This window comes from Halobacillus sp. AWH4_228 (genome assembly GCF_056158365.1).
Genome location: NZ_JBSWTE010000001.1, coordinates 3,072,619 through 3,085,000 on the forward strand (window position 1 = coordinate 3,072,619; position 12,382 = coordinate 3,085,000).

The window sequence follows — 12,382 nt, forward strand, 5'->3', positions numbered from 1 at the left end:
GACAAGCATAAGACCAGCACCGCCGTGGAGGGCTTTTCTCCACAGAGGTGTTGGACTTATGACCTCGAGGGACTAGCCGCTGCAACTGGACGACAAAAGAAATGTGGAAGCGGCTTGGTCAGTCCCGACTAGCCTGTGCAAAGAACCAAAACATCCATCATGAAAGAGCTGCAGGAACCTTACAACTACAACAACGAATCCGTTCGACTTGTCCCCTTGCGGTGTTGCCTATCCAGTGATTTTACGTCATTTTGACCTGCACCCTGCAGGGTAGAAGGACAGCCCCTCTACTTAAACCTATGCCGCTGCCCGTCATTTATGAAAAAAGAGGACGGAATCAATCTCCGTCCTCTTCCACATCTTTCCCTTCCATATAGCTTTTCCTTTTGGCAAGTCCCATGACGAGGAACAAAATAAATAAGAATAAATTCAGCCAGCGGTAATCGTCGTAAAAAATAGCAAGGATGGCCCAGATGGATGCACTGATTAAAAAAAGCACGCTGGACAGCAAGGTTTGATTCATCATAATCCCTCCTCTTCTCATTATATAGTCATATACCGAATCTGAGGCTGTAAATTCTTCAGCCTAAAGTCCTAATAAATTCCCGGAAGAAGGATTTACTATATTTTGACATGCCCTTGTCCGATTGTTAGAATTGTTTTGACTATTTTACTTTGATAAAGTACTCACTCAAAAAGAAAGAAGGACTGCATATGGAAACATGGTACTTTGTCGATTCAGGCCATTGTACACCTGCCATCAACATGGCACTGGACGAGGCCCTTATGAATTGGCACCGGGAAGGGGCCATCCCGCCTGTTCTGCGTTTTTACGGCTGGGAACCTGCCGGGCTGTCTGTTGGTTATTTTCAAAAAGTAAAAGGAAAAATTGACTTGGATGGCGTTCAAAAGCATGGGTATCAGCTCGTCCGCCGTCAAACGGGCGGCCGTGCGGTATTACATGACCATGAACTTACATATAGTGTCATCGTATCGGAAAAACACGAGGACATGCCGGATTCCGTGAAAGAAGCCTATCTCGTCATTTCCAAGGGCCTGCTTGAAGGGTTCAGGAACCTGAACATTGATGCAGACTTTGCTGTTCCTGAAGGCAGGCTGGATGTGAACGGGTCAGCTGTCTGTTTTGAAGAACCGTCCTGGTATGAATTGATTGTCGATGGAAAAAAAGCGGCGGGAAGTGCACAGACTAGAAAACGCGGCATCATCCTGCAGCACGGGTCCATCCCGATTGAAGTGGATGATGGGAAGCTTTTTGATATGTTTGTTTACAAAAATGAACGCATCAAGGAAAGAGCCCGCAAAGCTTTCGGCAGCAAAGCCATTGCCGTCAACGAAATCCTCGAAGAGCCTGTCTCTTTCGAAGAAACAAAACATGCATTTAAACAAGGATTTGAACAAGGATTGAATGTTCACCTGGAGCCCTTCCACCTGTCTGAGGAACAATGGGACGAGGTAAGGAAAATCGCCCGGGAACGCTACGAAACAGATGAATGGAACTACGCCCGCTGAGCGGGATAAGGAGTGGTGAACGTGAGTAAAAACCAGGAATACATAAGAAAGCCGGAATGGCTGAAAATCAAGATCAACACCAACAAATCCTATACAGGTCTGAAGAAACTGATGCGCGAGAAGAAATTGAACACGGTGTGCGAGGAAGCCCGCTGCCCGAACATCCACGAATGCTGGAGTGAACGGAAAACCGCTACCTTCATGATCCTGGGGGATACATGTACACGCGGTTGCCGTTTCTGTGCCGTTAAGACCGGGCTGCCGAACGAACTTGACTGGGGCGAGCCGGAGCGTGTTGCGGAATCCGTTGAAATCATGGGACTGAAACACGTCGTTGTTACAGCGGTTGCCCGTGATGACTTGAACGACGGCGGTGCTGCTGTATTCGGTGAAACCGTGAAGGCAATCCGCCGCCGGGTACCGGGATGCACCGTGGAAATTCTTCCTTCTGATATGAAAGGTGATTATGAAAGCCTGCATACCTTGATGGAGGGCGAGCCGGATATTTTCAACCACAACATTGAAACCGTCCGCCGTCTGACGAAGAAAGTCCGTGCGCGCGCCATGTATGACCGTTCTCTTGAGCTGCTCCGCCGTGTGAAGGAAATCCGTCCGAATACACCGACGAAGTCCAGCCTGATGGTCGGTCTTGGCGAGACGAAAGAGGAAATCATCGAAGCGATGGATGATCTGCTTGCTCATAACGTCGACATCATGACCATCGGCCAGTACCTGCAGCCGACGAAAAAACACTTGAACGTGGAACGCTACTACCATCCGGATGAATTCGAGGAACTGAAACAGATTGCCCTTGAAAAAGGATTCAAGCACTGTGAAGCAGGCCCGATGGTCCGCTCCTCCTATCATGCGGATGAACAAGTGAACAGCACCTCCGCCCAGCGACGGATCAAGTACATGCAGGGCTATGAGTCCCAAGGAAAAGAACTCGACACAACGAACTTCTAAACAAAATCCCCTTCTCCTGAATCAGGAGAAGGGGATTTATTGATTACCAGAAACCTCCGTACGGGGGACGGCCGTAATAACCTCCGCCTCCGCCTCCATAATAAGGCGGGCGTCCGTAATAAGGAGGTGGATAGCCATAACCGCCGCCGCCAAATCCTCCGTACAAACCTGGAGCCAGGGCACCGCCTAAAAAGCCACCCAGTAACCCACCGGCAAAGGGGCCGAAAAAGAAGAAACGCTCTTCTTCATTCCGGAAGTCCTCTTCTATTCCATAAGGATAAGCATATGGATACTGATTCACTCGTTCTCCTCCTATCCATTCCTGTGGTTATTCACCTACTCTTCACTCTATGTCACCAGCCCGGCCATCGTATAGGCATCTGTCACCAGGGATAGGATAAAATTAACTGTAAGCCCATTCACACCTCGAATAAAATGGGGTATACTTAAAAAAGAAACGCTTGTCTGGCTAGAAAAGGAGGACTATTCATGAATGTAACCTTGATTATTCTCGTCTGCCTCGCATTTTTGACAGCTATCTTCTCAGCTGGATATGATACGAAGCCAGGGCCAAGAAAGTAAAAAAACGCACCCGATGGGGTGCGTTTTTTCATGTCTTATTTGATTAATCCCGGAAACCCCTGCTGCAGTAAAGCATTGAACAAAATGATCGATGCGGTATTGGATAAGTTCAACGAGCGGACTTCGCCGGTCATCGGAATCCGGAGGCAGCGGTCTTCAAGACCTGTTAAGAGCTCCTTCGGTATGCCGTCACTCTCCCGCCCGAAAACAAACAGCTGATCTTTTTTTGCATCACTGAAATCAAAATCAGCGTACGATTTCGTTCCGAAGTTTTCAATGTAGTAGAACTCGCCTTCTGGATAGTTCTCATACAACTCTTCGATCGAGTCATAGTAATGGACCGTCAGTTTAGGCCAGTAATCGAGACCCGCACGGCGCACCATTTTATCATCAGTCGAGAAACCGAGCGGACGGATCAGATGCAGGACACTATTTGTCGCCACACAGGTCCGCCCGATATTTCCGGTATTGGCCGGTATTTCCGGCTGGAAAAGGACAATATGGTTAGGCATCACTTTCACCTCAGTCTAATCGTAGTCAACCAGACCATTATACCATATCGGTCACCCGTTAATTCTGAAAAATTTATACTGAATATCCGGCGTGTAAGCGGTAGAGTCCTCGTACGCCCAGTAGCGGTGCCGGCTGTTTGATGTATGAGCGTTGACCAGGGGCATCCCCTGGGCATCCTTTTTCACAACAAAAGTATTATGATCATACCGCCCGTTTCCTTGAAAGTCATAACAGATGACATCCCCCGGCGCGAGCTGATCCGCCGAGGATACTTCCACGGCTTTCAAGCCTTTACGCGATCCGCTTAAGTACCAGCGCAGCGCATGAGCCACAGTCCAGCTGTAGCTCCACGTTCCATTCCCGTACCACCACCCGCGCGTCCGGTCCCCGGCTCCCCTCATCGGTGCACCGCCGGCCCGCAGACATTGGGAAACGTAATTGGTGCAATCGACTTCAAACTTCTTATAAGCCGGGTTGTAGCTGTCCCACCAGCGGTCCGCATACCGCACAGCCTCCCGGCGGTTGTAGTCGAAGCGTGGATTATCCACCGGCTCTCTCTCCCCCATCTCGAATGTCAAAGGCAAGGAGGAATCCCCGGAGGCGGGAATCTCCGTCACGACTTCGTGATGCACCCACTTCCCTTTGGCCCACTGTCCACGACCTGTGTAGAACCCTTCTTCCAAAAAAACATGGCGCCCACTTTTTACAAGCATGGTCAAATGCAGGTCATAAGCAACATCCACGACGTGATCATAAGCCTTTCTGTGATAAGGATAAATTCGGAAAGTCATCCGCTGGAGCTTGTGACCACGCGCTTCCATGCCCTCCATTTTCCGCTTTAACCATCCTTCTTCCTCCTGATCGAAAACCCGGTCCAGCACTTTCTGCCAGTAACGCTTGATTTCCTCCGTGCTATTCATCCGCTTCCCCCCTCCTTCAGTATATGAAGAGGGGGGGAGGCCATGAAAAAAAGCCCCCGCAGGGACTTTTAATGTTGTATAGCTGTATGCTGTTTTTCGAAATCCAGCAGTTTTTCTTTTTTGTCCAGTCCGCCGGCATAACCGACGAGCTTTCCGTTGCTTCCAATGACACGGTGGCATGGCACAATGACAGAGAAAGGGTTTTTATTCACGGCCCCTCCGACAGCACGGATCGCCTGCGGAGAGTGCAGCGCTAAGGCTACATCCTTGTAGGAGCGCGTTTCACCAAATGGGATCTGGTGAAGCAGTGTCTTCCACACTTTCCGCTGGAAATCTGTTCCGTAACAGTTGAGCGGAACATCAAACGCTGTGCGGATTCCCTGGAAGTATTCCTGCAGTTCTTTTTCTGTCTGAACAATCAATGAATGATCGGGGTCATAAACCAGTTCACCTTTTAGAAAATGCTTCCTTTTCCAAGATTGATAGGCTGGAAGTCGATCTTCATGATGACCAAAATCAATGCGGCAGACTCCTTCATCATTGGCCAGGACAGTCATAGCCCCCAAAGGAGTTTGAAACGTGTCGTAATATAGAAAAGAATGATGGTTCATAGCCAACCCCTTCTTTATTAACAGTTTTTTCTATTATACTAGAGCTCTAGTGGATTGAAAAGGTACAGGAGTTGATTACGTTTGAAATTGCAGCCCTTTTTCCATTTCATACAAGACCTGTTCATCTTCTTCCTTTTCCATCGCTTTCTCAATGGCCTCAAAACAATCGGAACGGCCGATTTTCCCGAGTCCCCACGCGGCGGTTCCGCGTATGACCGGCCTCGGGTCGTGATTCATTAATCGGATCAGTTCATCAACGGACGTTTCGTCACGGTAATGAGCCAGCGCCAGAATCGCATTCCGCTGAATCGGCTTTTTGCCCCGCCACGAGCCGGAAATGAACCCGAATTTTTCTTTGAACTCCCGGTTGGAAATGGACAGGAGCGGTGTAAGCTTCGGCTTGACAACCTCCGGATCCGGCTCGAATTCTTCATGATTATGAAAATCTTTCTTCCGGTTCTTTGGACAGACGGTCTGGCACGTATCGCAGCCATAGAGACGGTTGCCGATCACTGTGCGGAACTCATCAGGCAGAAAACCCTTCGTCTGCGTTAAAAAGGCGATACAGCGCTGAGCATTCAACTGGCCGCCCTGGACGAGGGCTCCGGTCGGGCAGGCGTCCACACAAATGTTGCAGTCGCCACAGCTGTCATCCACCGGCTCATCAGGAGCAAAAGGAATATTCGTTACAAGTTCTCCTAAATATACATATGAACCAAACTCCGGAGTGATCACGGCACAATTTTTTCCACTGAATCCAATCCCTGCACGCTCCGCTACAGCACGATCAGAGAGCTCCCCTGTATCCACCATGGATTTCAGTTCCACTTCCGGAAACCTCTCTTTTATAAAAGCACCGAGCTTGTGCAGCCGGTCCCGCAGCACATCATGATAGTCCTGTCCCCAGGAGGCCCGGCAGAAAATCCCCCGCCGTTCTCCCTTCACACTGCGCGGGGCATCTTTCATTTTTGAAGGATACGCAAGAGCAATGGAAATAATCGACTGCGCGCCCGGCAGAAGGCGGCCGGGCTCGGTCCGCTCGTCCACCTCCCCCTTTTCGAAACCGGACTGGTATCCGAGTTCCTGCTGGCGTTTCAATCGGGCTTTCAATTCTCCGAACACATCAGCAGAAGCAAATCCGATTTTATCGATGCCGATTTCTCTGCTGTAGGTGATCACTTCTTCTTTAAACTGATGAAAATCCACCCGGACGTTCTCCTTTCTAACGAATATCTTTCACGGCAGCTGTCCGAATCCGGTTCATAGCTGCTGCGATTTCAAATCTTCTTGGTCTCGCCAGCTCCCCTGGATGCTGGTCTTTAAACGGACCGAAGGAAGCGAGGCCTTTCGTGTCCAGCTGCTTTTCAATCTGATCCAGAAGTGCCGGCAGACTCTGCTCAGTCTTCAGCCGGCCTTTTTTATCGAGATGCAGAAGGACATCGGCAATCAGACGTGTCTGTGAGGCATCGACCAGTTGTTCGACACCGGAAAGATCGATATCTTCATGACCCATCAGCAGCTTGAACAGCCCTTTAGCCTGCACTTTTTCCTTTTTTCCTTTTCTCGTCTGCAGCGTATTCGGAAGAAAGGCACGCTGTGGAACGCTGCCGAAGTGTTCTTCCCCGGCTGATTGTCTTTCTGACGGATACTTCGCGGCAATCTCTTTCGCTTGCTGCGTGACGTTGACCGGGACATATTGATCCATCATGATAACGTCATCCGCTGCCTGGAAGTAGTCGCCGGAACCTCCCATGACGAGAATTGTAGAAACATCAAGATCGTCTCTCATCTGTCTGATTTTATCAATGAACGGTGTGATCGGTTCTTTTTCCTTTACGACAAGCTCCTGCATCCGTTCATCACGGATCATGAAGTTGGTGGCACTCGTATCTTCATCGATCAGCAGTGTGCGTGCCCCCGCCTCAAGCGCCTCCATAACGTTGGCCGCCTGGGAGGTGCTGCCGCTTGCGTTTTCCGTAGAAAAAGCCGTCGTGTCCGTTCCGTGCGGAAGATTTTTAATAAACGGCGAAATATCCACCTTGGTGACCTGACGTCCGTCTTCCGCTCTTACTTTCACACTGTCCGGATCTGTCAGGACATATTCACGTCCATCCCCTTTAATGTGAGGATACACCCCGCGCTCGATGGCATTCAAGAGGGTACTTTTACCATGGTATCCCCCGCCGACAATCAGGACGATCCCTTTTTTCAAGGCCATCCCTGTCAACGGCTCCTGACGATGGGGAATCGTGATTGAGACGCGGTTTTCCTCCGGGCTCTCAAAAGGAACGGCTTTTTTCATCGGGCGCTGGCTCACTCCGCTCTCCCTTGGAAGAACCGCCCCGTCTGCCACGAAGGACATCCAGCCGTTTTCACGCATTGCCTCTAAAAGGGTATCGTGCTGATCGGCAAGCTGACAAACTTCCTCCAGCTCGCTGTCTTTGACAGTAAACACAGACTGCTTCAGCATCTCAGGAATCACAGAGAAAAACAGCTTTTCCGCCTGCTTTCCATTGATGCGCCGGCCATTTGCGGGCAGGCCCACCGTCAGGCAGATGATGATATCTTCAGGCATCAGGGTGACCGCAGTCCGTTCTAAAATTTCCTGGCCCGGCTGATCAATGGCGACCATTCCGCTTTTTCCTGAGCCCTTCACACTGAACTGGGTTTTCTTAATCGTATCCGCTGCCGCTCTGGCAAAGGCATCTTCTGCGTACGTTTTTCGACTCTTCGTCTCTTTATATTCGGCAGGAACAGGGCGTCTGCTCTGAGGCACCTGAATCCTGATTTTCGATGGAGCCGCAAATGGATCTCCCTGCACATAGTCTATATGAAGCGTATAATCCTCGAAACTGTACGTCCCTTGGATCTGCTTATATCCTTTGTAACTCTTACCGTCGATCTGCTTCAGCATCGTTTGAAGTTTTTTCATTCCGGCATCCTCCTGTCTTCGTTCTATTATAGGTTGTATCCATTTTTCCGCATTAAAAAACGCAATGCTTCGTTACCCATTTAACGAAACACTGCGTTGGTTCACATAAGTATAAAAAATAATTGCATCACAATAGTGAATGGAGCGGGTGAAGGGAATCGAACCCTCATCATCAGCTTGGAAGGCTGAGGTTTTACCACTAAACTACACCCGCATATGAAGAGCTGAGTTGTCCGTACAACTCCCCTCATCTATATTTGTTATGATAACATCCGAATTCTATCGATGCAACATGATTTTTGCGTTTTTTTGTCGAAATCTTAATAGCCGCTTTACAATGTTATGGGGTCATAGTTTAAAAGCCTGATAGGCCTACTATACCCGGATGGGATCTTTTTTATACATAAAAAAGCAGACTGCCGGGGGAAGCAGTCCGCCTGGAACTAATCCTTCTGCTTATGCTGGAAGACGTAGATGATGGAAAATACGAGAAAAGCGGTGAAATGCAGGGAGTCAATGAAGAGTTTAAACAGCTCAAACAGATCGGTTGTATTCATCTCAATCACCTCCACAATCCTGATGGACGAGGATGTGTGCGGGAGGAAAGCTGCATCTGGAGAGGTATTCTGGCGCATGTAATGCCGAGTCTTCTTATTGTCCCCGGACGTGCCGGCTTTATGCAGGCCAAATAAAAAAGAAGAGCCATTCAAATGGCTCTTCCTCCGTCTGACTTATAGAATCAACGTGTTCTTCAAAGCAGCGATCAAGTTTTCAAAATCCTCATTCACTTGGGCAGCGACATCATTTTTCTTGTACTCCTCGTCCTGCTCCATGGAACTGACAGGTTCAATGAGCACTGTCCGGTTTTCCATAAATACGATTTCAATTTTTCTAGGAGGTGTATTTTCATTGAGGCTGTATTCGTCGAAGTACTCCTTCATAGAAATGATTTTATCCGCAAACAACGTTTCCTTTTTCAATGACATATCCGGCGATAAGCTTAAGGCTGTCAGCGTGCGGTCATTTCTGTTCACAATAAACAGGTGCTGCTGATCCGAATCCAGAACTTCCAGGCAGCGGTAATTGTCTGACTCGAAGATTTCCTCGGTAAACTCCAAAACAGCGGCCGTCCTCAGTTTACTAAGCTTGTCTGTACTCAACCTATCTTTTACAGCAATGGACATAAATGAAGAACCTCCTTATTTGTTTTACATTCTCCACATCCCCGTTTTATCTCCATAAAAAACTGAAAAACAGCAAAATAAACAAAAATTACCATGTCGTTGATGATGAATCATTCAAATGATTTACGATTTCGACAAAACGTGAGGAGACTCGCTCTCACCTGACAGCCACTATCAAGACAACCGCTCAGAAATCAATTGGAAGGAAAGGACAGCTTCCTTATAAAAGTCGATTTTCTTGTCCTCCATCATCCGGTCCAGTTTGGACTCAGCACTGGAAGCAATCTGCTCAATCTTCTTATCATCCGTAAGCTCAATCAACCGCTTCAACATCTGCTTCTTCTGCTTTGTATCTTTTTCAATCGTTTTCCACTGCTCTTCCGTTTCCGCTTCCAGATCATTCAAATCATCCGTTACCCCTTTACCAAGGCCGGACACGAGTTCTTTCATCTCGTCATTGTCTTCAATCGTCCGGAGCATCTGATTATCCACGCGCTCATAATCCGGACGGTTCTCCTCTGTTTCCTCTTCCTGTTCAATAAAAACCTTCTCATAGCTTTGATCCTGTTGAATGATCGTCTGGGCACTTTCCGTCTCCCCATGATTCTCCCGATCCATCTCTGTCAGCTGCCACACACCAAAACCAAGGAGAGCAATCCCAAGAATTGATGTGCCCTTTATAAACCTGCTCATATCCTCTCATTCCTTATTGCAAATATTTTCTCTGAATTTATATTTTTCCGACAAACTCATGTCATCTAATTGTAACATTCTTTGAAAATACTGTAAATGAGCATAAAAAAAGAGAAGTCTGTCCTAGACTTCTCTTTTACAGGTTTTCAATAAATAAGCGGATCACATCAGCTCCACCAATGACTGTCCCAAGCGTACTTCCCAGATTCGCAAGCACGACTACAAGCAGAATTCTCGTTACTTTGTTCTGCCAGAAGCCTTTTACCGTCGTGACATCATCGGAAAGCGATTCAAAATCCCCCACATTCGGCCGTCGGAAATAGGCTTGTACAATCCCGGCAAACCAGCCGGCTGCAAGGAGAGGATTCAGCGATGTGATCGGCGCAAGTAGAAATGCGGCCACAACCGCGAGCGGGTGCGCCAAAGCTGCCGCTGCTCCTATCGCTGAAAACGACCCGTTCCAAAGGATCCAGCTGATTGTCTGCTGGGTACCCGCGGCTGGATTGGAGAGGAATGTATATAAAATAATCGATAAAATTAATATCGGGATCGACCACCCGATGATTTTCGGCGCTTTTGATTTAGGCGGCCGTTTTTTCAACGCTTTCAAATCTTGATCGTTATAAATCTCTTTCTTAATCCCGGGCACGTGAGCCGCTCCGAGCACAGCAACCACTTTCTCTCCGGGCGCATCCTTGATTTTCTGAGCCAGATACTGATCCCGCTCATCAATCAACGGCTTCTTCAAGTCCGGGAAATGATCGGTCAAATCCTGAAGCATGCCATCCAGCATATCCTGGGACTTCATTTTCTCCAGCTCTTCCTCAGAAATTTTGTCATTGCTGAAAATGCCGTAGAAGATCGACATTAAGAGCTTCGACTTTCCACTCCAGCCAAGATTGCCCCAAATCCGGGAGAATGTCACCTGGATGTTCCGGTCGGCGAGCACCAGCTCTGCCCCTGTGTCTTCTGCAGATTCAATTCCCTGGATCATTTCCTGACCCGGCTGAATGCCAAACTGCTTCGCCATCCGCTTTTGGAACGATGAAACAGCGAGGTTCACTAATAACAGCGTCGCTTTTTTACTTTTAATCACTTCAAAGATGTCCGTATTCTTCCACCGGTCTCCGTCCTTGATGGACTGGTAGCGCTGTTCGTCCAGCTCCACACAGACAGCATCCGGCTGTTCCTGTTCAATGACCTGCTTCACCTGCTCCGCACTTTGTCTGGAGACGTGAGCCGTGCCGATCAGAATATATTCTTTTCCTTCTATCGTTAATCTGGTCAAGTTATCTTCCATAGCTGTCATAAAACCTTCCTTTACCAAGTACTCACCCTCCTGCCTGTTTCCCACAGAAACAGGACCCTCTCCATTGTATCAAAGATTCTGACCTTTTTAACAAAAAGAAAAAGCCAGAGGCCTCTCTGACTCGATCTCTTCTTCTTATTCAAGATCCTGCATGATGCCGTCCGGCCAGCTCCCTGCTGATTTTCTCCGCAATCCTCGAAATATCCTCTTCAATACGTGCCGCACTGAACCTCAGGACGGTCCACCCGTGATTTTTCAAAAAGGCATCCCTTTCCCATTCCATCTCCCACTCATCGGGAGACACCAAATACTCGTGCTCCACAGCTTCGATCGCAATTTTCAACTCAGGAAAAGCCATATCGATTATGAATTCCCCTTCCTGATAGTACTGCTGTGGATGCAGCCCATACTTGGACAATTCGCTGTGAAGCTTTTCAGCCAGCGCCTTCTTGGACACTTCCTTTTCAACCATCCGCTTGTCTTCAGCTTGACGGCGACTTGAAAAAATAAGTCCGAACGAGAACAATAGAAATAGAAAGAACAACAGTGTAGGAAAAAGTGTAGAATTCGTCATGTTTATCACCCATTACTATTCTATCCATCTATCCCCCCTTTTTATTCCTAAAGAGGCATGATTGTCCTTCATCCGCATATAAAAAACCGATGCGGCCTTCATGACAGCATCGGCATTCTTTTCCCTTACATCAGCTTACGTTCATAAACCACTTGGTTCGTCGACACATCCAAAGCATCCACGTTCAGGCTCTTCACCTGGCCATCCTCTGGATTTCGGGATCCCCACAGACGGATATCATTTTTCAAATTGTGATCATAAAAATCCACACGTACCGTCCGCAGTCCATCCTGCTCTTTATACACCCAGCACTCCTTGAATTCCATCGTCTCTTTCGGCTGGCTCAATATGTAGTCATTCAAGACCTTTTCAAACTCAGGAAAATCAATTTCCCCATTTTGCAGCCCTTCGGCTTCAAATGTAGCAAACTCTGTATAGTGGTGAATTAAATCTGCGTTTTGACCCACGTTTATTCCTCCTTCACATTCTCTATCCATAGCTTTACCCGTTTCTAATAGATAGAAAACGAGAGAATAGAACAGGTGCCCGGCTTCACGGCGGACACCTG

14 protein-coding genes and 1 tRNA gene are annotated in these 12,382 nt (G+C 48.1%); 2 read left to right on the top strand and 13 right to left on the bottom strand.

What is annotated here, in order from left to right:
- Positions 1-337: 337 nt before the first annotated feature.
- Positions 338-523 (bottom strand): hypothetical protein, encoded by a 186-nt coding sequence (locus ACXADP_RS15915; protein ID WP_027956630.1) that lies wholly within the window; start codon positions 521-523, stop codon positions 338-340.
- A gap of 191 nt (positions 524-714) precedes the next feature.
- Here ACXADP_RS15915 and ACXADP_RS15920 point away from each other — a divergent pair, with 191 nt between their 5' ends.
- Both ACXADP_RS15920 and lipA read left to right on the top strand, forming a co-directional pair.
- Entirely contained in the window at positions 715-1,530 is an 816-nt protein-coding gene (locus ACXADP_RS15920) for a lipoate--protein ligase family protein (RefSeq protein WP_474967709.1), read from the top strand.
- 21 nt (positions 1,531-1,551) lie between these two features.
- Positions 1,552-2,496 (top strand): lipoyl synthase, encoded by a 945-nt coding sequence (gene lipA / locus ACXADP_RS15925; RefSeq protein WP_027956632.1) that lies wholly within the window; start codon positions 1,552-1,554, stop codon positions 2,494-2,496.
- A 43-nt stretch (positions 2,497-2,539) separates the two neighbouring features.
- Here the strand turns inward: lipA and ACXADP_RS15930 are convergent, their stop codons facing one another.
- From ACXADP_RS15930 to ACXADP_RS15985, 12 genes are all read right to left on the bottom strand, one after another.
- Positions 2,540-2,797 (bottom strand): hypothetical protein, encoded by a 258-nt coding sequence (locus ACXADP_RS15930; RefSeq protein ID WP_206936089.1) that lies wholly within the window; start codon positions 2,795-2,797, stop codon positions 2,540-2,542.
- A 316-nt stretch (positions 2,798-3,113) separates the two neighbouring features.
- Positions 3,114-3,590 (bottom strand): tRNA (cytidine(34)-2'-O)-methyltransferase, encoded by a 477-nt coding sequence (locus tag ACXADP_RS15935; RefSeq protein ID WP_474967708.1) that lies wholly within the window; start codon positions 3,588-3,590, stop codon positions 3,114-3,116.
- Positions 3,591-3,641: 51 nt separating this feature from the next.
- The gene (locus tag ACXADP_RS15940) at positions 3,642-4,511 is read right to left on the bottom strand and encodes an amidase domain-containing protein (protein WP_474971909.1); all 870 of its coding nucleotides are present in this window, start codon (positions 4,509-4,511) and stop codon (positions 3,642-3,644) included.
- Between the two features lie 68 nt (positions 4,512-4,579).
- A complete protein-coding gene (locus tag ACXADP_RS15945; RefSeq protein ID WP_027956636.1) occupies positions 4,580-5,122 on the bottom strand; it encodes a methylated-DNA--[protein]-cysteine S-methyltransferase in 543 nt (180 codons plus the stop codon).
- A gap of 75 nt (positions 5,123-5,197) precedes the next feature.
- A complete protein-coding gene (gene queG, locus ACXADP_RS15950; protein ID WP_474971910.1) occupies positions 5,198-6,328 on the bottom strand; it encodes a tRNA epoxyqueuosine(34) reductase QueG in 1,131 nt (376 codons plus the stop codon).
- A 16-nt stretch (positions 6,329-6,344) separates the two neighbouring features.
- Positions 6,345-8,054: an ABC-ATPase domain-containing protein gene (locus tag ACXADP_RS15955; protein ID WP_474971911.1), complete on the bottom strand. Its 1,710-nt coding sequence runs from the start codon at positions 8,052-8,054 to the stop codon at positions 6,345-6,347.
- Between the two features lie 140 nt (positions 8,055-8,194).
- Positions 8,195-8,268, bottom strand: a tRNA-Gly gene (locus tag ACXADP_RS15960).
- Positions 8,269-8,785: 517 nt separating this feature from the next.
- Positions 8,786-9,238 (bottom strand): hypothetical protein, encoded by a 453-nt coding sequence (locus ACXADP_RS15965; RefSeq protein WP_474967704.1) that lies wholly within the window; start codon positions 9,236-9,238, stop codon positions 8,786-8,788.
- A 174-nt stretch (positions 9,239-9,412) separates the two neighbouring features.
- Complete coding sequence (locus ACXADP_RS15970; RefSeq protein WP_474967703.1) at positions 9,413-9,931, bottom strand: hypothetical protein; 519 nt, start codon at positions 9,929-9,931, stop codon at positions 9,413-9,415.
- 136 nt (positions 9,932-10,067) lie between these two features.
- Positions 10,068-11,240, bottom strand: coding sequence for a TraB/GumN family protein (locus ACXADP_RS15975; RefSeq protein ID WP_474972321.1), 1,173 nt, complete (start codon positions 11,238-11,240; stop codon positions 10,068-10,070).
- Positions 11,241-11,379: 139 nt separating this feature from the next.
- Positions 11,380-11,814, bottom strand: coding sequence for an endonuclease domain-containing protein (locus ACXADP_RS15980; protein ID WP_474967702.1), 435 nt, complete (start codon positions 11,812-11,814; stop codon positions 11,380-11,382).
- Positions 11,815-11,939: 125 nt separating this feature from the next.
- The gene (locus ACXADP_RS15985) at positions 11,940-12,281 is read right to left on the bottom strand and encodes a hypothetical protein (RefSeq protein WP_474971912.1); all 342 of its coding nucleotides are present in this window, start codon (positions 12,279-12,281) and stop codon (positions 11,940-11,942) included.
- Between the last annotated feature and the right edge of the window lie 101 nt (positions 12,282-12,382).